Source organism: Streptomyces sp. NPDC000345, assembly GCF_042898825.1.
In the GTDB taxonomy this organism is placed as follows: domain Bacteria; phylum Actinomycetota; class Actinomycetes; order Streptomycetales; family Streptomycetaceae; genus Streptomyces.
Genome location: NZ_JBIAZE010000015.1, coordinates 144,794 through 166,846, shown reverse-complemented (window position 1 = coordinate 166,846; position 22,053 = coordinate 144,794). Strand labels below are relative to the sequence as shown.

The window sequence follows — 22,053 nt, the reverse complement described above, 5'->3', positions numbered from 1 at the left end:
CGGGGTGACGGACCGCGCGCATAGAATCGCGGGGTTTGTCCACCCGGCACGCATCCCGCCGCCGACCCCACGAGCCGTACGGAGCCGCACCCCATGCCGAGCGCACACGACCCCTCCGCGCGGGATCCGTACGTACGGGTCCGCGGGGCCCGGGAGCACAACCTTCGGGGCGTGGACGTCGACATCCCCCGGGACGTGGTGGCCGTGTTCACGGGTGTGTCCGGCTCCGGCAAGTCGTCGCTGGCGTTCGGGACGATCTACGCGGAGGCCCAGCGGCGCTACTTCGAGTCGGTCGCGCCGTACGCGCGCCGGCTGATCCACCAGGTGGGCGCGCCGAAGGTGGGCGAGATCACCGGGCTGCCCCCGGCGATCTCGCTCGAGCAGCGCCGCTCCGCGCCCTCGGCGCGCTCCTCGGTCGGCACGGTCACGAACCTGTCGAACTCGCTGCGGATGCTGTTCTCCCGCGCCGGCCACTACCCGCCGGGCGCCGGACGCCTCGACTCGGACGCCTTCTCCCCGAACACCGCGGCCGGGGCCTGCCCCGCGTGCCACGGGCTGGGCGAGGTGCACGGGACGACGGAGGAGTCCCTGGTCCCGGACCCGTCGCTGTCGATCCGGGAGGGCGCGATCGCCGCCTGGCCGGGCGCCTGGCAGGGCAAGAACCTGCGGGACGTCCTGGACGCGCTCGGGTACGACGTCGACGTCCCGTGGCGCGAACTGCCCGCCGAGCAACGGGAGTGGATCCTGTTCACGGACGAGCAGCCGGTGGTCACGGTCCATCCGGTGCGGGACGCCGACCGTATCCAACGGCCCTACCAGGGCACCTACATGAGCGCCCGCCGCTATGTGCTGAAGACGTTCTCGGACTCCAGGAGTCCCGCCCTGCGCGCCCGGGCCGAACGCTTCCTGACCTCCGCCCCCTGTCCGGGGTGCGGCGGCCGAAGGCTGCGCCCGGAGTCCCTCGCCGTGACCTTCGCGGGCCGTACGATCGCGGAGCTGGCCGCGCTGCCGCTCACGGAGCTGACGGGCCTGTTGCGGGAGGGGGCCGGTTCCGAGACCGCCCGGGTGCTCACCGGGGACCTCGCCGCCCGGATCGCCCCGGTCGTCGAACTCGGCCTCGGCTATCTGAGCCTGGACCGCGCCACCCCGACCCTCTCGGCGGGCGAGCTGCAGCGGCTGCGCCTGGCCACCCAGCTGCGGTCCGGGCTGTTCGGGGTGGTGTACGTCCTCGACGAGCCGTCGGCGGGACTGCACCCGGCGGACACGGAGGCCCTGCTCACGGTCCTGGCGCGGCTGAAGGCGGCGGGCAACTCGGTGTTCGTGGTGGAGCACCATCTGGACGTGGTGCGCGCCGCCGACTGGCTGGTCGACGTGGGCCCGCGGGCCGGTGAGCACGGCGGGCGGGTGCTGCACAGCGGACCGGTGCCGGAACTGGAGCACGTCCGGGAGTCGGCGACGGCACGGTTCCTCTTCGACCGCTCCCCCGTCCCCGTCCGGGCCGTCCGCACCGCTCGAGAATGGCTGACGGTCGGTCCGGTGACCCGGCACAACCTGCGCGGGGTGACGGCGGAGTTCCCGCTGGGGGCGCTCACGGCGGTGACCGGTGTCTCCGGGTCCGGGAAGTCGACGCTCGTCGGGGAGATCACCCAGGACCTGGCGGGTGTGGACCGGCTCGTCGCGGTCGACCAGAGGCCCATCGGCCGGACCCCGCGGTCCAATCTGGCCACCTACACCGGTCTGTTCGACGTCGTCCGCAAGGTCTTCGCGGCCACCGAGGAGGCGCGGTCGCGGGGGTACGGGGCCGGCCGTTTCTCCTTCAACGTGGCCGGAGGGCGCTGCGAGACCTGCCAGGGCGAGGGCTTCGTGAGCGTGGAGCTGCTGTTCCTGCCGAGCACGTACGCGCCGTGCCCGGACTGCGGCGGGGCGCGCTACCGCCCCGAGACGCTCGAGGTGACGTACCGGGGACGGAACATCGCGCAGGTGCTGGATCTGACGGTGGAGTCGGCGGCGGACTTCTTCGCCGACATCCCGGCCGTGACCCGCAGCCTCACCACCCTCCTCGACGTGGGCCTGGGCTATCTGCGGCTCGGCCAGCCCGCGACCGAGCTGTCCGGCGGGGAGGCCCAGCGCATCAAGCTGGCCGGGGAGCTGCAGCGCGGCCGCCGCGGCCGCACCCTCTGTCTCCTGGACGAACCCACCACCGGTCTCCACCCGGCGGACGTCGAGGTCCTCATGCGGCAGCTGCACGGCCTGGTCGACGCGGGGCACACGGTGGTCGTCGTCGAGCACGACATGTCGGTGGTCGCGGGCGCGGACTGGGTGGTCGACCTGGGCCCGGGCGGCGGCGACGCGGGCGGCACGATCGTGGCGACGGGGACACCGGCGGAGGTGGCCGGGGCGGAGGGGAGCAGGACGGCGCCCTATCTGCGGCGGGCGCTGCGGGGTTCCGATGCGGGACGGGCCGCCGGCCCGGGGACGTCATGACCGGGGGTGACCGGGACGACGGCCGGGACCACCGGCGGGCCGTCCGGCGGACGGAGCGCGCGACGCGGCCCGGCCCGGCTCGGCTCGGCGGCGATATCAACGTGTACGCGTGGTGCGCTGCTCCCGCCAGGATTCGTAGTGGTCCACCAGGGTCTCCTCGATCGGACGGTAGGTGAGGCCCAGTTCCTCGGTGCTGCGCCGGTTGTCGACGCGGAAGCGGATGCCGAGGTGGTTGCGGATGTAGTCCTGGGAGAGGCCGAAGGCGGGGCCCAGGACGCGGACGGGCCAGTGCGGGAGGGCCGTTCGGGGCAGGCGCGGGTTTCTCGGACGGTGCTCCAGCAGGATCCGCGCCATCCGGTGGAAGGAGGTCATCTCCTCGGCCGCGAGGATGTACCGGCCGTGCGCCTCGGGGTGCTCCGCCGCGGCGATGTGGGCCGCGGCCACGTCCCGCACGTCGACCGTGGTGAAGCTGAAGTCCGGGGCGCCGTAGAAGAAGTAGCCCTTGAACAGCTCGTCCAGGAGGAAGAGGCTGCCCGAGTCCGAGGCGGGGGTGAGAGAGGGGCCGAGGATCAGACCGGGGTTGAGGGCGACCATGCGCCAGCGGCTCTGGGCCGCTTCGGCCTCCCAGGCCGCCTTCTCCGCGACCGTCTTGGCGTAGTGGTACGGGTTGTTCGCCGCCGTGCTGGTGGTGTTGAAGTACTTCTCCGAGAGGGTGCGGCCCTCCATCGCGTCGACGTCCGAGTAGTCCCCGAAGATCGCGCCCACCGTGGAGGTGAGGACGAGCCGCCGCACGGTCTCCGTGCGGTCGATGCCCGCGACGACGTTGCGCGTGCCCTGGAGGGCGGGTGCGACGACGTCCCGCATACCGTCCTTGATCTTCTCCGGCATCAGGAAGGGCGAGGCCACGTGGAAGACCACCGAGCAGCCCTTCATCGCCTCGTCGAAGGAGCCGTCCGCCAGCAGGTCCGCCTCGAAGAGGTCGAGGCGGCCGGGGTGGGCGTCCTGGAGGGCGCGCAGGGGGGCGAGCTTCGCCGTGTTCGCCGTACTGCGCACGGTGGTGTGCACCCGGTGACCGCGCTCCAGGAGCTGCCGCACCAGATGGGCGGCGACGAAGCCACTGCCCCCCGTCACCAGGACCGTCCCGTCGGCCGGGTTCCCTCTCACAGGCGCTCCCCTCAGATCGTCGGCCCGGTCATGATCCCACCACAACCGCTCGACGGACCCTCACAGTTCGCGGGTGGACGGCTGGGGAGGCAGCATCACGTCTCCGCTGCGCTTGAGTCGCTGCCAGGGCAGTCGGTAGCCGTTGATCGCGGTCAGACACGCCTGGACGAGAACCAGGTACATCAGCTGGCGGTAGACCACCTGCTGCAGGGGAAGCGCCCAGAGCGGGCGGAGCCTTTCGCCGTCGAGGTGGAACGCGTAGACGGCGCAGACTGCCTGCACCGCCAGCACGCCGGTCCAGGCCAGCATCGTGCCGAGCCGGTTGCCGAACACCAGCCCGTAGACGGTCAGGATGTCGATCAGCGGGGCGAGGAGTGGGGTGAAGATCTGGAAGACGGCCAGCAGCGGCAGACCGATGCGGCCGAAGTGGCCCGCATGACCGCGCTCGAACAGCGCGTGACGGTGCTTCCACGCGGCCTGCATGGTGCCGTAGCTCCATCGGTAGCGCTGGCGCCACAGCTCCCGCAGCGAGGCCGGTGCCTCGGTCCACGCGAGGGCGTCCTCCGCGTAGCGGACCTCCCATCCGGCCCGGTGGAGGGCCATGGTGATGTCGGTGTCCTCGGCGAGGGTGTCCCCGCTCATCATTCCGGCGTCCCGCAGCGCCGTGGCGCGGAACGCCCCGACGGCACCGGGGATGGTGGGCAGGCAGCGCAGCAGGTCGTACGCGCGGCGGTCGAGGTTGAAGCCCATGACGTACTCGATGTGCTGCCACCGGCCGAGCAGACGCCGGCGGTTGCCGACCTTGGCGTTCCCGGCGACGGCGCCGACGCGCGGGTCGGCGAACGGCTGTACCAGGCGGTGGACGGTCGAGGGGGCGAAGACCGTGTCGGCGTCCAGCATGACGACGAGGTCGTTCGAGGCCCGCAGGATGCCGGTGTCGAGGGCGGCCGACTTGCCGCCGTTCGGCCTTCGGACGACGGTGACGCCCTCGATGGCGAGGGACTCCGCCACGTCCGCGGTGCCGTCGTCGGAGCCGTCGTCCACGACGATGATCTCGACGGGGTGGTCGCCGGCCGCGAGGGAGCGGAGTGTCTTGGCGATGCACACCCGCTCGTTGTAGGCGGGGACGACGACGCTCACCGGCCGGGTGACGGGCCGGCCGCGGTCGGTACGGGATCGCCGGGCCCGGCGGGCGTGGTGCCGGGCCAGTACGAGCAGCAGCACACACCGGGCGAGGACGAGGGATCCGACCACCAGCAGCAGCACGCCGGCGACCGACACCGCTGTCCTGGACACGGTCACGGCGGCCACGAAGACCCGGCCCCGCCACAGCTCCGCCGTGTCGACGGGGCCGGTGAGACGGTCGGTGCCGAGGGCGTCCGCGAAGGTGGTGAAGCGGTAGCCCTGCGCCCGGAGCCGGGGGATCAGGGTCTTGAGGGCCTCGACGGTCTGTGATCTGTCCCCTCCCGCGTCGTGGAGGAGGACGACCGCGCCCCGGCCCGGCGTGCTCGGGGTGGCCGCTTCGACGATCGCCCTGGCGCCCGGCCGCCGCCAGTCGTTGGTGTCCTGGTCGATGAACGCCAGGAGGTATCCCTGGTCACCGAGGTGCCGGGCCACGGACCATGCCGGGCCGTCCAGGGCCGCGGGGGTCGCGGAGTAGGGCATCCGCATGAGCGAGCTGTTGATGCCTCCGGCCCCCGCGAGGGCGAGTTGCGTCAGGGCCAGCTCACGGTCGACCTCGCTCGCGGACTGGGTGGTCAGGTCCCGGTGCGAGAAGGTGTGTACGCCGATCTCGTGGCCGGAGCGGATGAGCTCGCGCAGCACTCCGGGGTGGCGGGCGACCTGCTGCCCGGTGACGAAGAAGGTGCCGGGGGTGCCGTAGTGGTCGAGAACGGCCCGTATGCGGGGCGTCCAGGTGGGGTCGGGGCCGTCGTCGAAGGTCAGCACCACCGTCCTGTCCGGGGTGCGGTGGGTGCGCAGGTGATCACGCGTGGTGTCGACGATCGGGCCGCCCTCGGCGACCTCCCGGGGGACACCGGCGGCCGGTCCCCCGCCGCGCCCCGCCTGGTCGCCGGCGAAGCCCCGGGTGGTGTAGGCCTCGACCAGGAGGACCGAGACGAGGAAGGCCAGCAGGACGAGCGGTACGGCGATGCGGAAGCGGTGCCGGGACGGCAGCGGCCCCCGGCTCCGCCCCGGACCGGGCGACGCCGGTGAGCGGCGGACCGGCCGGTGGGCGCGCCGGCGCATCAGGGAGCCTCGGCGACCGGTGCGGCGGAGGGCGCGGACGTACCCGGGTCCGCGGACGGTACGGAGGAGGTGGCCGGCGGCGGGGTGGGCTGCGGCGTGGGCGCGGGTGGCGCCGGGGCGGGTGGCTCACTGGTTCCTGGAGCGGGCTCGGGCGAGGGCGGGGGCGGTGCGGGCGTGCCGCCGGTGCCGGGTTCCGGTGCGGGAACGGACGGATCGCCGGCCGGGGTCGTGGGTGCGTCCGGCGGGGAGGGCACCGGTGACGTCGGCGCCTCCGGCGCGGCGGTGGCCGGGGGTGCCGGCGTGACGGTGACCGAGGGGCTTGCGGGAGCGAGGGGCGAAGCACCGGGCGGGGCGGGCGGAACGAGCTGCGGAAGGAGGAGGGTGCCCGGACCGTCGGCGACGCCCGGACCGTACAGCCCCGGGCGGTCCGGCTCGGGGGGATCGCCGGGTGCGTCGGGCGTCCGGCCGGGCGGATCCCGTTCCGGTGTGGCGGGCGCCGCCGCGTCGCCGGGGGCGGGGACGGGGAGGATCGTCTGCGGCGCGAAGGGCGTCGCTCCCATCAGGCTCAGCCCCAGCACGGCCATGTACGAGGCAGCCAACCCGGCGAACCCGTATCCGGCGCGCCGGAGTATCAGGGCGCGTCGGCCGGAGGCGTCGACGAACACGGGGGTACTCGCGCCGGTCGGCGCCCCTGCCACGACATGTCCGGACTTAGCATGCTTGAGCAACATGAAGAAAGCGTACGTCCGTACGGGGCATGCCCAGCAGGGGGTCCCCGCCCGGGCCGGACACCACGACGGGCACAGCCCCGCGCGCCCTCTCTCACGCGTCGAGGCTTCGGCCCGCCGGGGCGCGCGTGGTGAGGTGCCGGCCGCCCGGGGCGAAGACGTGCGTCCGACGCGTCCGGCCCAGTGAGCGTGCCTCGGCGGCGCGGGCGAGTGTCCTGCGGTCGCGGTGGCCGTCCGGCTCGATCAGCGGCAGCACCTCGACCTCCGCGACCAGCCCGCGCGCCGACACCACCCGCCACAGGGAGGCCGCCAGGGAGTCGTCGCCGACGTACGCCGGTGCGGTGCTGGCCGCTCCCCGGCTGTCGCGGTAACGGATGCGGACCGGCTGGACCGGGACCCGGGCGTCCAGCGCCGCCTGGAACACCGCCCGCCGGAAGTGCCCCTGGGCGCGGCCGCACCAGGTGCTGCCCTCCGGGAACGCCGCGACGGCCTGCCCGGCGCGCAGCACCCCGGCGATCCGGGCGACCGTGCCGGGCAGGGCGCGCAGCCGGTCCCGGTCGATGAACAGCACGCCGCCGCGCGCGGTCAGCGCGCCCGCCACCGGCCAGCGCCGGATCTCGGCCTTGGCGAGCATTCGCGCCGGACGGACGGCGGCCAGCAGCGGGATGTCGAGCCACGAGATGTGGTTGGCGACCAGGAGCAGCCCGCCGGCGGGCGGGGCGGCCACGCCGCTCACCCGGATCCGGACGCCCGCCGCGCCGACGACCGCCCGGCTCCACCGCCGTACCGCGCCGGCCGGAAGCCTCCGGCCGAGCGGTGACAGGGCGATACCGGCGAGGACGAGCGCGGCCACCGCCAGCAGCCGCAGCGCGGCCCGGGGCACGGCCGTCAGGGACGCCGTCGCCTCGACGCACGCCCGCGGGGTGCAGGGCGCGCCGGGCAGCCAGACGCTCATGAGGCCGGGACGAGGGAGAGGAAGTGCCGCAGGTAGCGGGGGTCGACCCGGCGCATCGGCAGCAGCACGTAGAGGTCGGCGACGCCGAAGTCGGGGTCGTGTGCGGGCTCCCCGCAGACCCAGGCGCCGAGGCGCAGGTAGCCGCGCAGCAGGGCGGGCAGTTCGGTGCGGGCGGCCGGTGCCGCTTGTTTCGGCTGCCACGGCAGCCGCGGGCGGACCCGGTACTCCTCGGGCGCCAGGTGCCGGTCGCGGACCCGGTCCCAGGTGCCGGCCGCGAGGGCGCCGCCGTCGGCGAGCGGGATCGAGCAGCAGCCGGCCAGCCAGTCGTGGCCGCGGTCCACCATGTAGCGGGCGATGCCGGCCCAGATGAGGCCGATGACCGCGCCGTCGCGGTGGTCGGGGTGCACACAGGAGCGGCCGACCTCGACCAGGCCGGGCCGGATCGCGTCGAGCGCGGTCAGGTCGAACTCGCCGTCCGAGTACAGCTGTCCGGCGACCGAGGCGCGCTCCGGCGGCAGCAGCCGGTACGTTCCGACGACCTGCCCGGTGTCCGTGTCGCGCACGAGCAGGTGGTCGCAGTGGGCGTCGAACGGGTCGACGTCGAGGCCCGGCTGCGGGGAGGACAGCAGGGCGCCCAGTTCTCCGGCGAACACGTCGTGCCGCAGCCGCTGCGCGGCCCGCACGTCGGCCTCGTCGCGGGCCAGGGTGACGGTGTAGCGGACGGGTGCCGTGGACTGCTGGGGGCGGTCGAGCGTGGAAACGCCGGTCATGGCTCACTCCTGGGCACGGGCCACATCGGGGACGGTGGCGCTCCCCCTGTTTCTCCCGACCCCGGTTGGCGTGTACGTGACCGGTGCCGGGAGAGGGGATGTGGGGATGTTGAATGCCAGGCGCTCGCGCGGGTGCGGGAACACGAGACGGGACCGGGCCTGAGCACCACACCCGGTCCCGCCCGTCCGCACTGTTCGGCGAACGTTCTCCGTGCCCGGGTGGCCCTACCGCTGGGCCACCTTGCGGGTGGCCCGCAGCCACTCCTTGTTCATGCTGGTGATGGACACCAGGGGGATGCCCTTCGGGCAGGCCGTCGCGCACTCGCCCGCCAGCGTGCAGCCCCCGAAGCCCTCCTCGTCCATCTGGGCCACCATGTCGAGCACCCGCGTCTCGCGCTCGGGCGCTCCCTGCGGCAGCACGTTGAGGTGGTTGACCTTGGCGGAGGTGAACAGCATCGCCGCGCCGTTGGGGCATGCGGCGACACATGCACCGCACCCGATGCACTCCGCGTGCTCGAACGCGAAGTCCGCGTCCGGCTTGGGCACCGGCGTCGCGTGCGCCTCCGGCGCGGAGCCGGTCGGGGCGGTGATGTAGCCGCCGGCCTGGATGATCCGGTCGAACGCCGACCGGTCGACGACCAGATCCTTGATCACCGGGAACGCCGACGCCCGCCACGGCTCCACGTCGATGGTGTCGCCGTCCTCGAAGGACCGCATGTGCAGCTGGCAGGTGGTGGTGCGTTCGGGTCCGTGCGCGTCGCCGTTGATCACCAGGCTGCACGCGCCGCAGATGCCCTCCCGGCAGTCGTGGTCGAAGGCGACGGGGTCCTCGCCCCGCAGGATGAGCTCCTCGTTGAGGGTGTCGAGCATCTCCAGGAAGGACATGTCGGGCGAGATGCCGTCCACCTCGTACGTGGACATGGCGCCGTCGGTCTCGGCGTTGCGCTGCCGCCAGACGCGCAGGGTGAGCTTCATGCGTAGCTCCGCTGGGTGGGGTGGACGTACTCGAAGACCAGGTCTTCCTTGTGCAGGGTGGGGGCCTCGCCGGTGGCGGTGAACTCCCAGGCGGCCGCGTACGCGAACTCCTCGTCCCTGCGGGCCGCCTCGCCGTCCGGGGTCTGCGACTCCTCGCGGAAGTGGCCGCCGCAGGACTCGGCGCGGTGCAGCGCGTCGAGGCACATCAGCTCGGCGAGCTCCAGGTAGTCGACGACCCGGTTGGCCTTCTCCAGCGACTGGTTGAACTCCTCGCCGGTGCCCGGGACCTTGATGCGGCGCCAGAACTCCTCGCGGATCTGCGGGATGCGCTCCAGCGCCTTGCGCAGTCCGGCGTCCGTGCGGGCCATGCCGCAGAACTCCCACATCAGCTCGCCGACCTCGCGGTGGAAGGAGTCGGGGGTGCGGTCGCCGTCCACGGACAGCAGCAGGTGGAGCCGGTCCTGGGTCTCGGCCAGCACCTCCTGCACGGCCGGGTGTCCGTCGGTCACCTCGCCCTGGTGCGGGTTGCGGGCGAGGTAGTCGTTGATGGTGGCGGGCAGGACGAAGTAGCCGTCGGCCAGGCCCTGCATGAGCGCGGAGGCGCCGAGCCGGTTGGCGCCGTGGTCGGAGAAGTTGGCCTCGCCGATCGCGAAGAGGCCCGGGACGGTGGTCTGCAGGTCGTAGTCGACCCACAGGCCGCCCATCGTGTAGTGCACGGCCGGGTAGATCCGCATCGGCACCTCGTACGGATCCTCGTCGGTGATCCGCTGGTACATGTCGAAGAGGTTGCCGTACTTGGCCTCCACGGCCTTGCGGCCCATGCGCCGGATGGCGTCGGCGAAGTCCAGGTAGACACCCTGTCCGCCGGGGCCGACGCCCCTGCCCTCGTCGCAGACGTTCTTCGCGGCGCGGGAGGCGATGTCGCGCGGGACCAGGTTGCCGAAGGACGGGTAGACGCGCTCCAGGTAGTAGTCGCGCTCGTTCTCGGGGATCCTGTTCGCCGGCCGGGTGTCGCCCTTGGCCTTGGGCACCCAGATCCGGCCGTCGTTGCGCAGCGACTCGCTCATCAGCGTCAGCTTCGACTGGTGGTCGCCGGTGCGCGGGATGCAGGTGGGGTGGATCTGGGTGAAGCAGGGGTTGGCGAAGTGGGCGCCGCGCCGGTGCGCCCGCCAGATCGCGGTGGCGTTGGAGTTCATGGCGTTGGTCGACAGGTAGAAGACGTTGCCGTAGCCGCCGCTGGCGAGTACGACGGCGTCCGCGAAGTACGTGTCGATCTTTCCGGTGATCAGGTCCCGGGCCACGATCCCGCGCGCCCGCCCGTCGATCACGATCAGGTCGAGCATCTCGGTGCGCGGATGCATCTCCACGTTCCCGGCGGCGATCTGCCGCGACAGCGCCTGGTACGCGCCGAGCAGCAGCTGCTGGCCCGTCTGGCCGCGGGCGTAGAAGGTCCTGGACACCTGTACGCCGCCGAAGGAGCGGGTGTCGAGCAGGCCGCCGTACTCCCGGGCGAAGGGCACGCCCTGGGCCACGCACTGGTCGATGATCTCGACGGAGATCTGCGCGAGCCGGTGCACGTTGGACTCGCGTGCCCGGAAGTCGCCGCCCTTGACGGTGTCGTAGAACAGCCGGTGGACGGAGTCGCCGTCGTTGCGGTAGTTCTTCGCCGCGTTGATGCCGCCCTGGGCGGCGATCGAGTGGGCGCGGCGCGGGGAGTCCTGGTAGCAGAACTGGACGACGTGGTAGCCCTGTTCGGCGAGCGTGGCGCCCGCCGAGCCGCCGGCGAGGCCGGTGCCGACGACGATCACGGTGTGCTTGCGGCGGTTGGCGGGGTTGACCAGCCTGGCCTCGAAGCGGCGCTTGTCCCAGCGCTCGTGGATGGGGCCGGACGGCGCCTTGCCGTCGACGAGGGGTTCGCCGGTCCGGTAGTCCGTGTAGGAGGTCATGTCAGCTCACCACTCCGGTCATGACGCCCACGGGTACGGCGATGAATCCGGCCGTGAGCAGCAGCGCGAGGATGTCGGCGGCGGTCTTGAGGGCGCGGTCGCGGGTGCGGCTGCCGACGCCGAGGGTCTGGGCGGCGCTCCAGAAGCCGTGCCGGATGTGCAGGCCGAGCGCGAGCATCGCGACGATGTAGATGACGTTGCCGTACCAGGTGGAGAAGGTGTCCACGACGTTCTGGTACGGGTGGCCCTCCTGGAAGCCGCCGCTGTGCACGGTGCCCGTCGTCAGGTCCAGGATGTGCCAGACGATGAACAGGCCGAGGATGATCCCGCCCCAGCGCATGGTGCGGGTGGCGTAGCTCGCCCGGGGCTTCCTGTGCACGTACTTGCTCGGGCGCGCCCTGATGTCGCGGCGGCTGAGCTGGTAGGCGGAGGTGGCGTGGGCGACCACGGCCACGACCAGCACCACGCGGACCAGCCAGAGCGTCCACTCGTAGTGCATGAACGGTTCGCCGACCGTGCGCAGCCAGTGCGCGTAGTGGTCGAACTCCCCCGGGCCGAAGAAGATCTTCAGATTGCCGATGACGTGGGCGACCAGGTACAGCAGCATGATCAAGCCGCTGACGGCCATCACCGTCTTCTTGCCGACGGAGGAGTCCCACACGGTACGCGCCATCGACGGCCGTCGGTCCGTCCGCGTTGCCAGAGCCATGGGTCAAGACGCTAGGGCCGTTCGGCCCCATCGGTCCAAGACATGAAACGGCTCGTTTCCATAGGAAGGACCTATGCTGGGTGGGTGCAGTTCCAGCAGCTCCAGTACTTCGTGGCGGTCGCCGAGACCCGGCACTTCACCCGGGCCGCCGAGCTGGTCCATGTCGCCCAGCCCTCGCTCTCCCAGCAGATCAGGTCGCTGGAAAGGGAGTTGGGGGCGGATCTCTTTCTGCGGGCACGCGGCAACATCACGCTCACCGACGCGGGCGAGGCGCTGCTGCCGCTGGCCCGGCGGATCCTCGCGGACACGGAGACGGCGCGGTACGAGGTGCAGGAACTGGTGCAGCTGCGCAGCGGGCGGGTGCGGCTCGGGGCCACGCCGAGTCTGTGCACCGGCCTGCTGCCGGACGTGCTGCGCGCCTTCCACGACCGGTACCCGGGCGTCCGGCTGCTGGTCGAGGAGGGCGGCTCGCACGACCTCGTACGGCAGCTGGCCCGGGGCGCGCTCGACCTGGCCCTGGTGGTGCTGCCGCTGCCGACCCCCTCCCCCGCGCTGACGACGGTGGAGCTGCTGCGCGAGGACCTGGTGGTGGTGTCCTCCCCCGAGGCGCCCAAGCCGGGCGGGGGACGGCGCACGGTCCGGATCGCCGATCTGGAGGGCGAACGCCTGGTGATGTTCCGGCACGGCTACGACCTGCGCGAACTCACCGTGGCCGCGTGCCGGGCGGAGGGGTTCGAGCCGGACTTCGCGGTCGAGGGCGGCGAGATGGACGCGGTGCTCGGGTTCGTCCGGGCCGGACTCGGGGTGGCCGTCGTGCCCCGGATGGTCGCGACCCGCTCGGGCCGGGGACTGCGGGTCACCTCGCTCGCCCGACCCGGACTGCACCGTACGATCGCCCTCGCGCACCGCAGCGATGTGGCCCCGCCCCGGGCCGCGCGGGAGTTGCAGCGAATGCTGCTGGAGCGGTGAACGGACTCATGCCGGCCTGAGCACCTCCTCGACGAGCCGACCGTTCCTCACGGAACCCCGGCGGGGAGCGGGGAAAGCGCACGGCGGGCCGAAGTGCCGTGGCCCGGCAGACCGGGCCGGGCCAAGACGGGCGCGCCCCTGGCGGGCCGGGCGAGCCGGCCGCGCCCCGCAGAACCCCGGCGGAGAACGGGGAGGGCACACGCCGGACTGACGGACCGTGGCCCGGCAGACCCGACCGGGCCAAGGCGGGCGCGCCCCTGGCGGGCCGGGCGAGCCAGCTGCGCCCCGCAGAACCCCGGCGGAGAACGGGGGGGAGCGCACGCCGGACTGACGGGCCGTGGCCCGGCAGACCCGACCGGGCCGAGGCGGGCGCGCCCTGGCCGCCCGGGGAGCCGGCCGCGCCCGCGGAAAGCCCGTGCCTGGCCGGGGTGTTCCGTCAGCCCGTCGCGTCGGCCAGGGCCAGCTCGTGCAGCCGCTCCGGCGGGCCCGGGCGGGCGTAGTACCAGCCCTGGGCGGTGTCGCAGCCCAGGATCCGGAGCTGTTCGGCCTGGGCGCCGGTCTCCACGCCCTCCACCGTGACCGCGAGGTCCAGGCTGTGGGCGAGCGAGACGATCCCTTCGACGATCTTGAGGTCGACGGGGTCGGCCGGGAACTGCTGCATGCTCTGGGTGAAGGAACGGTCCAGCTTGAGGACGCTCACCGGCAGACGGCGCAGGTTGGCGAGGTTGGAGTAGCCGGTGCCGAAGTCGTCCAGGGCGATGTCGACGCCCATCTCGGCGAGCCGCCGCAGCGGTTTGAGCAGGTCGTCGTCGGCGCCGATCAGTGCCGACTCCGTCACCTCCAGGCAGAGGGCGTCCGGTGTGACGCCCGTGCGTTCCAGGATGTCGACCGTGTCCTGCACCAGACCGGGGTGGTGCAGCTGGCACGGCGAGAGGTTGACGTTGATGCGGAGCGGGCTGCCCGGAGGGTTGGTGTCCTCGCCGCGTTCCCGCCACGCACGGGCCTGGCGGACGGACTGTTCGAGGACCCACCGGCCCAACGGCACGATCAGACCGGTGTGTTCGGCGAGCGGGATGAACCGGTCGGGGCCGAGCACCCCGTGCTGCGGGTGCAGCCAGCGCACCAGCGCCTCGGCGCCGCGCACACTCCCGTCGCCGAGGTGGACCAGCGGCTGGTACTCGATGAAGAACTCACCGCGCTCCAGCGCCGCCGGGAGGGCGGTGGTGAGGCCGTGGCGGGTGATCGCGCGGGCGTCGGCCTCCGGGTCGGCGAGCTCGAAGCGGTTGCCGCCCGCGGACTTGGCCCGGTACATGGTGATGTCGGCGCTGCGCAGCACCTCCGCCGCGCTGCGCTCCGCCGCCGGGCCCTCCACGATGCCGATGCTGCCGCGCACGGTCAGCTCACGGCCGTCGATGCGCACGGGCGCGACCAGGGCGTTCTGGATGCGTGCGGCGAGATCGTCGACCTCGCGGCGGGTGTCGGAGCCCGTCGTCAGCGCCACGAACTCGTCGCCGCCGAGGCGGGCCACCATCTCCCCGGGTGCGGTCGCGCACGACTGCAGCCGGTCGGCGACCTCCACGAGCAGCCGGTCGCCGGCCGCGTGGCCGAGGCTGTCGTTGATGGTCTTGAACCCGTCCAGGTCGAGGTAGCACAGACCGAAGCGCTGGTGGTCCCCGGCGCCCAGCACCTTCTCCAGGCGCTCGAAGAACAGCGTGCGGTTGGGCAGGCCGGTGAGCGCGTCGTGGGTGGCCTCGTAGCGCAGCCGCAGGTTGAGCAGCCGGCGCTCGGTGGTGTCCTCCATCAGGGCCAGCTGGTACTGCGGCTCGCCGTCCGCGTCCCGCAGCAGGGAGACGGTCAGATTGGTCCACAGAACCGTTCCGTCAGGACGGTAGAACGCCTTTTCCAGGTGGTAGTGCTCACGCTCGCCGCGCACGAGTTCGTCGTACAGCTTCCAGGTCTGCGGCGCGTCCTCGGGATGCGTCCACTCCCTCACGTTACGGCCGTGCATGGTCTGCTCGGAGACGCCGAACATGCGCAGCAGCGCGCCGTTGACCTGGAGGATGCTGCCGTCGAGGTCGGCCATGCCGATCCCTATCGCGGCGCCCTCGAAGACGGTGCGGAAGCGGGCCTCGCTCGCGTGCAGCGCCTGCGCCACCACCCCCTGGGCCTGCAACGCGGCCTGTGCGATGGCCTCCTGCTCGGCGAGGGTGCGCTCCCGCAGGGCCTGCGCGTACCCGGCGGCCATGGCGTGCTGGAGCCGCGCGGCACGCGTGCGCAGGTCCTCCTGGGGTCCGTCCTCGCCGCAGTAGAGCACCAGGTAGGCGTCGACGCAGTCGAGGGCGCGGCTGAGCGCCTCGGGGTCGGTGCAGTGCGCCTCGACGAGGGCCGCGCCGACCGCTCGGCCGGCGTCCGCGTCGAAGGTCCGGGCCAGCAGCGCCTCCCGCAACCGCCGCGCCGACGGCAGGAGTTGTTCCTCGAACTCGGGCCGGGTCAGCGACGTCGACGTCACCGGGAACACGGCCCGGCTCCAGATCGTCGCGAACCGGCGCAGTCTGTCCTCCGGCCCGTCCGGCTCGGCGGTCACGCGGTACGCCCCACGCCGGCGAAGCCGCAGAACGTGTACGGATCCTCGTCCTGAGGCTCCGACTCCGGCCGCCAGCAGGGCATCGGCACCAGTCCCGGTTCCACCATGTCGTACCCCTCGAAGAACCGCGCGACCTCGTCACGCGTGCGCATGATCAGCGGGTTGCGAATGTCCTCGTACACGTCCACCATCGCCTCGGTCTGCTCCCGGGGCAGCGGCATTCCCTCGTACGAGGCATGCGTGAGGACGAGCACGCTGCCGGGCGCGAGCGCCTCGGTCAGCTCGGCCACCGCCCGGTACGGGTCGTCCGCGTCCTCCACGAAGTGCAGTATGGCAACGAGCAGCAGCGCCACCGGCCGTTCCAGGTCGATGAGGTCGCGCACCTGCGAACTGCCCAGGATCTCCTGCGGCTTGCACAGGTCCGCGGCGACGACGCCCGCGTGCTCGTTGCCCTCGAGGACGGCCTGGCTGTGCGCGACGGCCACCGGGTCGTGGTCGACGTAGACGACACGGGCGCCGGGGCTCGCGGACTGGGCGACCTCGTGGACGTTGCCGAAGGTGGGTATGCCCGAGCCGACGTCGAGGAACTGGGTGATGCCCTCGCCCGCCGCCCAGCGCACCGCCCGGCGCATGAACGCCCGGTTCGCCTGCATGATCTTCGGCAGTCCCGGCGCGAACTCCATGGCCCGGCGGGCGGCTTCCCGGTCGACCTCGAAGTTGTGCGAACCGCCCAGGAAGTAGTCGTAGATCCGCGAGACGCTGGGCACCGAGATGTCGATGCTCCGAGGGGCCCAGGCGGGACGCTCCATCTATCTCTCCAAGGCGTAGGCGATCCGGTGTTCGAGCTGAGGCTACTGATCGCCCGCCAAAGGGGCGAGTGGAAACGGAAATTGACCGTCCGTTCCCGGTCACTGCCTGCGGCACGTGCCGGATCGGCATCCTCGAAGGGCCTACGAAAAGTACCCGGGGCGTTCCGGAGAGTCCCGAAGCGGCCGGAGGGCAGCGGAAGTCCACGCATACAAGGCGTGAACGGACGGACAGCGGTCCGCCCCCTCCGTGCGGCGCGGAGGGGGCGGACCAAGGGTCGTACGTACCGGGGCGGTTGCGGGGATCAGCCCTGGGGAGGTGATCTCTACTGCCCCGGCGCGCCGACCAGCTTTCCGTCGGGGGCCACGGCGTACCACTGGCCGCCCACGCCCTGGCCGTTGATGTCACCGGGGGACTTGTCACCGGAGAAGGTGTAGATCGGCGAGCAGTTGACCGTCTGCTGCTTCACGCCGTCGGACCGGGTGAAGCTCATCAGGCCCTTCTTCTGGACGCCCTCGGTGTCGTTGGCCTCGACCGGCGCGACGACGGGCCACTTCTCCAGGCAGGCGCCGTTGCAGTTCGAGACCGGCTCGGGCCAGGCCTTGTCCTTCAGGAACCGGTAGACCGTCATGCCGTTCTTGTCGACGACGATCTCACCGAGGTTGGGGTCCTTGCGGACGGACAGCCCCGCCAGGGCGGAATCCGCCTTGGCCTTCTTGCCGTCGGGCGCCAGCGCGAACCACTTGTTGCCCACGCCCTGGCCGGAGGTGTCACCGGGGTTGGCGTCCTTGGCGTAGTAGTAGGCGGGCCAGCCGTCCACGGTGAGCTGCTTGGTGCCGTCGGACCGGGTGACCTCACCGAGCAGCGACTTGTCGATGCCGTCGCCGGCGGAGACGTCGTCGGCGGACACCGGCGGCCAGGTGGTCGCGCAGTCGCCGTCGCAGTTCGACTTGGGCGGCTCGGCGGTGTCCTGGTCGAAGCGGTAGAGCGTCATGCCCTTCGCGTCGGTCAGGATGTTGCCGAGCTCGGTGTTCGTGGAGATGGCCAGCTCACCGGCGGCACTGCCCCCGGCGCCGGCCTCACCGGCGGCGCTCGGGCTGGCACTCGTACCGGTGCCGGCTCCGGCGCCGCCCGTGATGCCGGTGCCGACGCCGCCGATGCCGCCGGCCTGGGCCGTGGCGCCGACGTTCTGGCTCGACGCCGACGTGCCGCTTTCCTGACCGCACGCCGTCGTCAGCGCCAGCACGCCCACAGCGCTCGCCACGAGTGAGGCGCTCCGCCAGGAGGTCTTCATCGTCAACAACTCCCCGATAGTCCAAAGGGTGTTGCAGCGCCCTGCTGCGCCGCCGCACGGCACTGGGTACGCATGGCGGCGGTCGTTGTGTTCAAACGCGGCACAAAATTCTTTCCGGCGCCTGTGATCCGCGGGCTGACGGACGGGTTCGCGCCGGTGTGATCCGGGGCCCACGGACCGGTTCGGGCCGGGCGGCGGGGCGCGCCGTGGGCAGGGGCGGCGACACGCGGCGCGGCGGCCGCGATCGTACGCCTGTGCGGGAAGGGGGCACGCCGACATCCGCCCGCCAAACCTCCGGACTCGGACTTCCCCCCGTTCGAGGGCAATCCCCTCGGTGGCGGGGGTACGCCCGTCCGCCGGGCCGCATGATCTCCGACGTGGATGGACCCGAACCGACCCGATCCGCCCTCGTCATCAGGACGTTGTGCCTGGTGACCGCGGCCTGGATCCTCACGGCCGCGCCGGCCGGGGTGGCCGCGGCCGACGCGTGCGCGTACGCCTCGACGGGCCCGGACGGCACCGCGGCGGTGGCGGTCGCGGGACGCGGCTCCTGGCCGACACCGCCGGCGCCGCCGGCCCTCCCGGCACCCCCGAAAGTGCCGGGGCCCGTGATGCCCACGGTCTGCCCGGTACCGACGCCGACGCCCCCACCGCCCCCTCCCCCGCCTCCGAAGCCGACCCCCACACCCACGCCGAAGCCGACACCCAGGCCCACACCTCCCCCGAAGCCGCGCCCCGTTCCGCCCCACAGGCCCGCGGCGAAGCCCCCGCCGCCGCCCGCGCCCGTGGCGCCGCTCCCCCGGCAGGTCCCCGAGCCGAAGCCGTCCCCCACGCCGCCCGAGCCCGCTCCGCGCCCGTCGGCGACCCCCGTGAGCTACCCGGCGTACCACTCCCCGCCGCGCCCGAGGCCCCCCGCCGACCCCACCCCGCCGGTCACCTACGTCCTGCTCATCACCGTGCCCGCCCTGGCCGCCGTCGCCGCGCTGCGGCCCCGCTAGGGGGTTTTTCGAAAGTCCCGCACAGCACCCGCGGCGCCCGGCACGCTCCCCCACTCTCGGCTTCGCCCGAGCGGGAGGCACCCCCACCGCCGCACCGGCCGAAAGACCGAGTACACCCAGTACGTGGGCTTTCGTCCGGCACGCCGGGAGCACGCACCGGACACCCCGGGGCACCGCACAGGACTTTCGCAACACCCCCCAGAGCCCACCCTGGAGGCATGTCTTGCCGGAATGGCTTGTTCTCACCCTCGCGATGCTCGCCGCCTGCGCGGTGGTGATCGTCGTGACCTTCGTACGGGACCGCACGGCGGCCGAGGACGAGGACCCCTCCGAGACCCCGGACGTCATCGAGTACATGACGATGTGGATCGGCGTGGTGTACGCCATCGTCCTGGGGCTGGCCATCGCGGGCGTCTGGGACGCCCGGGGCAGCGCCGAGGACCACGTCCAGGCGGAGGCCCAGGCCCTGCACGAGATCTCGGAGCGGGTGCGGGTGTACCCGCCCGACGTCCGCGACCGCATTCGGGAGGATGTCAACGCCTATGTCGGACACGTCGTCACCACCGAGTGGAAGGCGATGGCGGACCGGGGCGAGGTGACGCCGCGCGGCGACGAACTGCTGCGGCGGGTGCGGGCCGGCATCACGGACTACCGGCCCCGGGACGACTTCCAGGCGCAGGCGTACCAGCCGCTCCTGGACCAGATGGCCGCCGCGGACCAGGCGCGCAACGCCCGGGCGGGCTCGACCGGGGCGACCATGCCCGGGGTGGTGTGGTTCGGGCTGCTGGCCGGCGCCGTCATCACCATCGGCATGGTCTTCGCGCTGCAGATCCGGCGAACGCCCCGCGAGCTGGTGCTGGCGGGCCTGTTCTCCGCCCTGATCGCCTTCCTGCTGTTCCTCATCTGGGACTTCGACGCGCCCTACAGCCGGGGCATCACGGCGTCCGCCGAGCCCTTCCTGTACCTCTTCCCGGACGCCACGGGGTGAGGCCGGGCGCCGGCACGTCCCCGGGGGGCGGAGGCGGCCGCCGCGCCGTGGCCGTCCCCCGGTCGCGGGACGGGACGTCCCCCGAGTGGCCCACGGGTGTGCCCCATTCGCGCGACTGCGATCGCGCGGGCGCACGGCTGTTCCTAGCGTTTCGGTCACCGAGGTGCATGTACGGCACGAGCGGAACAGGTCCGCCGCTGCCCCTCGGGGACCGGAGGATCCACCATGCGCGCGATACGCGTCGCTTCGGCCGCGCTGCTGGGCTTGACCGCCCTCGCTCTCACCGCACCGGCCGCCGTCGCGAGCGACGGTGACGACCACTACGTCATGTCCAACGGCTACAGCGTCCTGCCCGCCACCGTCGTGGCCAGCGGCCAGGTCACGCTGCGGGTGGACCGCTCGGCCAGCGGCTGCCGGGGCTCCGTGACGGTCTCGTCGGGGGTGTTCGACGCGGTCACCATCCCCAAGGGCTCGTCATCGGCCGTGGCGCTGGTCGACTGGGACGCGAAGGCCGGGGCGATGTACCGGGTGACGTTCAGCTGCGGCGGCGTCAGCGCCGTCAAGGAGCTGACCATCGCCGCCGGCCGGCCCGCTCCCGTGCCGTACCCGGTCCCCCAGGGGGTGCGTGCCGGTGAGGGCGGCACCGTCGCCGGCTTCGACCTCAAGGAGATCGGACTCGGCGCCGCGCTGATCGCGGGCTCCCTCGGAGCGGCGTACCGCCTGTCGCGTCGCCGCGACGGCGCGGACGCCGCCTGACGGGGCAGCGAAGGGGGCCTTCGCCCCGGTTCCCGGCAGGGAGGGGGCGAAGGCCGGTCGGTGCACTTCCGTTGCGGTCTTGCTGGGAGGTCTTCCGGTGCGGTCCTGTTCGTCGGGGTCTTCCTGTGCGGTCTTCCGAAGGGGCACTCCTCAGATGCGGCGTTCGGCGCGGCGGCGCATCCAGAACAGTCCGCCGCCGGCCACGGCCGCGGCGACGAGGCCGCCGCCGATGGCGATGTCGGTCGGGGTGGCTCCGGTGGAGCTGCCGCCGCCGAGACCGCCGCGGACCCCGCCGAGGACGGTGAAGGCACGGGGGCTGACCAGGGTGCGGCCGGAGCAGCTGACGGTGAGGTCGTAGCTGCCGGGGCGGGCGTTGTTGCTGATGGTCGCGGTGCCCCTGGCGGTCTGGTTGGCGCCGTTGATCGAGGTCAGGGTGGCGGTCCCGAAGGCGTCCGAGGTCATGGTGCCGCCGGCCGGGCAGCCGTCGACGGTGACCGTGATCTGGCCGCCGCGGGCGATCACGCTGGGCTGGACGACGATGTTGGTCGGGTTGACGTTCATGCCGTCGCGCGCGACGGCCACGGGGGCGGCGAGGCCCAGGGCGGCGACCGCGGCGGCCGAGACCGCCGAGGCCGTCGAGACTCTCAGGGAACGAGTGGTGCGCATGTGATCCTCCGCGGAAGGCGCCCCGGGTCCCGTCCCCGGTCTGTCGGCGAGAGAACGCCTCCCGGAACGACCCTCAGATGCCGTGCACGCGCCCGCATTTCGGGAATGGTCCGTCCTGGTGAGAGGACACGCCGGGGGAAAAGCGCGCGATCGGATATCGCCGCAGGTCACGGACCGTCAGAAAAATTCCTTTCGACGGCGACTCGGATGGCGCACCGAAAGGCGCGGCGGCCACCCGTTCGCACGTGAGGCGTCGCCGGTTTCCGGTGGGGGACTTAGCGTTCTGGTATGCGCGAAAGGACGTGGCGACGGCCGCGTCGAAAGGGGATGCCGCATGTCTGCGTACGAACTGTCCGAGGTGGCGGAAGAGGAGGAGCGGCGGAGAAAGCGTGCCCCGTGGGGAGTGATAGCGCTGGTTCTGCTGACCGGTCTCGCGCTCATCCGCAACGGTTCGGGGGAGTTCGACTTCGGCCCCCCGCAGCCCGCCTCGGCCGCGGCCGCGGACAGCCGTACCGTCCCGGGCACCTTCGGCCGGACGCCGGACCCGCTGCCTTACGCCCTGCCCGACCGGGTCGTGATTCCCGCGATCCAGGTGAACGCCCCGGTGATGCCGGTCGGTCTCGACGCGGACGGCTGGGTCGGCGCGCCACCGCCGGAGGACCCGAATCTCGCGGGCTGGTTCACCGGGGGCGTCACGCCCGGTGAAAAGGGAACGGCGGTCGTGGTCGGCCATGTCGACAACAAACTGGGCCCGGCGGTCTTCTACGGACTCGGGGCCCTGAAGAAGGGAAATCGCGTCGAGGTGGCGCGCAGGGACGGCAAGACGGCGGTGTTCGAGATCTACGGCATCGAGGTCTTCGCCAAGAACAACTTCCCCGGCGACCGTGTCTACGCCTCGAAGGGCGCGCCCGAACTGCGGGTCATCACCTGCGGGGGCGGTTTCTCCAAGGCGAACGGATACGACGGGAACGTCGTCGCCTTCGCCCGCCTCGTCGAGGTCCGCTGAGCGGATC

18 protein-coding genes are annotated in these 22,053 nt (G+C 72.7%); 6 read left to right on the top strand and 12 right to left on the bottom strand.

From position 1 onward, the window contains the following. The first annotated feature begins 93 nt into the window (after nt 1–93). The gene (locus ACFY30_RS30710; protein WP_390848395.1) at nt 94–2,484 is read left to right on the top strand and encodes an ATP-binding cassette domain-containing protein; all 2,391 of its coding nucleotides are present in this window, start codon (nt 94–96) and stop codon (nt 2,482–2,484) included. 96 nt (nt 2,485–2,580) lie between these two features. Here ACFY30_RS30710 and ACFY30_RS30705 read toward each other — a convergent pair whose 3' ends face one another. From ACFY30_RS30705 to ACFY30_RS30670, 8 genes are all read right to left on the bottom strand, one after another. Further along, nucleotides 2,581–3,648, bottom strand: a complete 1,068-nt coding sequence (locus ACFY30_RS30705; RefSeq protein ID WP_390848394.1) for an NAD-dependent epimerase/dehydratase family protein — start codon at nt 3,646–3,648, stop codon at nt 2,581–2,583. A gap of 60 nt (nt 3,649–3,708) precedes the next feature. After that, nucleotides 3,709–5,895: a bifunctional polysaccharide deacetylase/glycosyltransferase family 2 protein gene (locus ACFY30_RS30700; protein ID WP_390848393.1), complete on the bottom strand. Its 2,187-nt coding sequence runs from the start codon at nt 5,893–5,895 to the stop codon at nt 3,709–3,711. Continuing rightward, nucleotides 5,895–6,626, bottom strand: coding sequence for a hypothetical protein (locus ACFY30_RS30695; protein WP_390848392.1), 732 nt, complete (start codon nt 6,624–6,626; stop codon nt 5,895–5,897). The genes ACFY30_RS30700 and ACFY30_RS30695 overlap by 1 nt, the downstream gene beginning before the upstream one ends. 91 nt (nt 6,627–6,717) lie before the next feature. After that, nucleotides 6,718–7,578, bottom strand: a complete 861-nt coding sequence (locus ACFY30_RS30690) for a lysophospholipid acyltransferase family protein (protein WP_390848391.1) — start codon at nt 7,576–7,578, stop codon at nt 6,718–6,720. Beyond that, nucleotides 7,575–8,348: a GNAT family N-acetyltransferase gene (locus ACFY30_RS30685; RefSeq protein WP_390848390.1), complete on the bottom strand. Its 774-nt coding sequence runs from the start codon at nt 8,346–8,348 to the stop codon at nt 7,575–7,577. Before ACFY30_RS30685 ends, ACFY30_RS30690 begins: the two co-directional genes overlap by 4 nt. A gap of 225 nt (nt 8,349–8,573) precedes the next feature. Continuing rightward, entirely contained in the window at nt 8,574–9,323 is a 750-nt protein-coding gene (locus tag ACFY30_RS30680) for a succinate dehydrogenase/fumarate reductase iron-sulfur subunit (protein WP_390848389.1), read from the bottom strand. Next, nucleotides 9,320–11,269, bottom strand: coding sequence for a fumarate reductase/succinate dehydrogenase flavoprotein subunit (locus ACFY30_RS30675; protein ID WP_390848388.1), 1,950 nt, complete (start codon nt 11,267–11,269; stop codon nt 9,320–9,322). Before ACFY30_RS30675 ends, ACFY30_RS30680 begins: the two co-directional genes overlap by 4 nt. 1 nt (nt 11,270) lies before the next feature. Then, the gene (locus ACFY30_RS30670; RefSeq protein ID WP_390848444.1) at nt 11,271–11,942 is read right to left on the bottom strand and encodes a succinate dehydrogenase; all 672 of its coding nucleotides are present in this window, start codon (nt 11,940–11,942) and stop codon (nt 11,271–11,273) included. A 120-nt stretch (nt 11,943–12,062) separates the two neighbouring features. On the opposite strand from ACFY30_RS30670, the gene ACFY30_RS30665 reads away from it, so the two are divergent. Beyond that, nucleotides 12,063–12,947, top strand: a complete 885-nt coding sequence (locus ACFY30_RS30665) for a LysR family transcriptional regulator (protein ID WP_390848387.1) — start codon at nt 12,063–12,065, stop codon at nt 12,945–12,947. Between the two features lie 436 nt (nt 12,948–13,383). On the opposite strand, the gene ACFY30_RS30660 is transcribed toward ACFY30_RS30665, so the two are convergent. The 3 genes from ACFY30_RS30660 to ACFY30_RS30650 form a co-directional block, all read right to left on the bottom strand. Beyond that, nucleotides 13,384–15,531: a putative bifunctional diguanylate cyclase/phosphodiesterase gene (locus ACFY30_RS30660; RefSeq protein ID WP_390848386.1), complete on the bottom strand. Its 2,148-nt coding sequence runs from the start codon at nt 15,529–15,531 to the stop codon at nt 13,384–13,386. After that, nucleotides 15,528–16,340 carry an SAM-dependent methyltransferase gene (locus ACFY30_RS30655; protein ID WP_390848385.1) on the bottom strand — a complete coding sequence of 271 codons (813 nt, stop codon included), beginning with the start codon at nt 16,338–16,340 and terminating at the stop codon, nt 15,528–15,530. Before ACFY30_RS30655 ends, ACFY30_RS30660 begins: the two co-directional genes overlap by 4 nt. A 323-nt stretch (nt 16,341–16,663) precedes the next feature. Then, the gene (locus tag ACFY30_RS30650) at nt 16,664–17,632 is read right to left on the bottom strand and encodes an SCO0930 family lipoprotein (protein WP_390848384.1); all 969 of its coding nucleotides are present in this window, start codon (nt 17,630–17,632) and stop codon (nt 16,664–16,666) included. 869 nt (nt 17,633–18,501) lie between these two features. Between ACFY30_RS30650 and ACFY30_RS30645 the strand changes: the two genes are divergently transcribed. From ACFY30_RS30645 to ACFY30_RS30635, 3 genes are all read left to right on the top strand, one after another. Further along, a complete protein-coding gene (locus ACFY30_RS30645; protein ID WP_390848383.1) occupies nt 18,502–18,630 on the top strand; it encodes a hypothetical protein in 129 nt (42 codons plus the stop codon). Between the two features lie 223 nt (nt 18,631–18,853). Then, nucleotides 18,854–19,618, top strand: a complete 765-nt coding sequence (locus tag ACFY30_RS30640) for a hypothetical protein (RefSeq protein ID WP_390848382.1) — start codon at nt 18,854–18,856, stop codon at nt 19,616–19,618. A 225-nt stretch (nt 19,619–19,843) separates the two neighbouring features. Then, complete coding sequence (locus ACFY30_RS30635) at nt 19,844–20,374, top strand: hypothetical protein (protein WP_390848381.1); 531 nt, start codon at nt 19,844–19,846, stop codon at nt 20,372–20,374. A gap of 150 nt (nt 20,375–20,524) precedes the next feature. Here the strand turns inward: ACFY30_RS30635 and ACFY30_RS30630 are convergent, their stop codons facing one another. Further along, nucleotides 20,525–21,040, bottom strand: coding sequence for a hypothetical protein (locus ACFY30_RS30630; RefSeq protein WP_390848380.1), 516 nt, complete (start codon nt 21,038–21,040; stop codon nt 20,525–20,527). Between the two features lie 334 nt (nt 21,041–21,374). Here ACFY30_RS30630 and ACFY30_RS30625 point away from each other — a divergent pair, with 334 nt between their 5' ends. Next, complete coding sequence (locus ACFY30_RS30625) at nt 21,375–22,046, top strand: class F sortase (RefSeq protein ID WP_390848379.1); 672 nt, start codon at nt 21,375–21,377, stop codon at nt 22,044–22,046. The last annotated feature ends 7 nt before the right edge of the window (nt 22,047–22,053 follow it).

What these genes read in the sequence shown, in the direction of transcription:
- ACFY30_RS30710 (WP_390848395.1), top strand. Translation starts at nt 94, where the DNA reads ATGCCGAGCGCACACGACCCCTCCGCGCGGGATCCGTACGTACGGGTC.
- ACFY30_RS30700 (WP_390848393.1), bottom strand. Translation starts at nt 5,895, where the DNA reads ATGCGCCGGCGCGCCCACCGGCCGGTCCGCCGCTCACCGGCGTCGCCC.
- ACFY30_RS30695 (WP_390848392.1), bottom strand. Translation starts at nt 6,626, where the DNA reads ATGTTGCTCAAGCATGCTAAGTCCGGACATGTCGTGGCAGGGGCGCCG.
- ACFY30_RS30690 (WP_390848391.1), bottom strand. Translation starts at nt 7,578, where the DNA reads ATGAGCGTCTGGCTGCCCGGCGCGCCCTGCACCCCGCGGGCGTGCGTC.
- ACFY30_RS30685 (WP_390848390.1), bottom strand. Translation starts at nt 8,348, where the DNA reads ATGACCGGCGTTTCCACGCTCGACCGCCCCCAGCAGTCCACGGCACCC.
- ACFY30_RS30680 (WP_390848389.1), bottom strand. Translation starts at nt 9,323, where the DNA reads ATGAAGCTCACCCTGCGCGTCTGGCGGCAGCGCAACGCCGAGACCGAC.
- ACFY30_RS30675 (WP_390848388.1), bottom strand. Translation starts at nt 11,269, where the DNA reads ATGACCTCCTACACGGACTACCGGACCGGCGAACCCCTCGTCGACGGC.
- ACFY30_RS30670 (WP_390848444.1), bottom strand. Translation starts at nt 11,942, where the DNA reads ATGGCGCGTACCGTGTGGGACTCCTCCGTCGGCAAGAAGACGGTGATG.
- ACFY30_RS30655 (WP_390848385.1), bottom strand. Translation starts at nt 16,340, where the DNA reads ATGGAGCGTCCCGCCTGGGCCCCTCGGAGCATCGACATCTCGGTGCCC.
- ACFY30_RS30650 (WP_390848384.1), bottom strand. Translation starts at nt 17,632, where the DNA reads ATGAAGACCTCCTGGCGGAGCGCCTCACTCGTGGCGAGCGCTGTGGGC.
- ACFY30_RS30635 (WP_390848381.1), top strand. Translation starts at nt 19,844, where the DNA reads ATGCGCGCGATACGCGTCGCTTCGGCCGCGCTGCTGGGCTTGACCGCC.
- ACFY30_RS30630 (WP_390848380.1), bottom strand. Translation starts at nt 21,040, where the DNA reads ATGCGCACCACTCGTTCCCTGAGAGTCTCGACGGCCTCGGCGGTCTCG.
- ACFY30_RS30625 (WP_390848379.1), top strand. Translation starts at nt 21,375, where the DNA reads ATGTCTGCGTACGAACTGTCCGAGGTGGCGGAAGAGGAGGAGCGGCGG.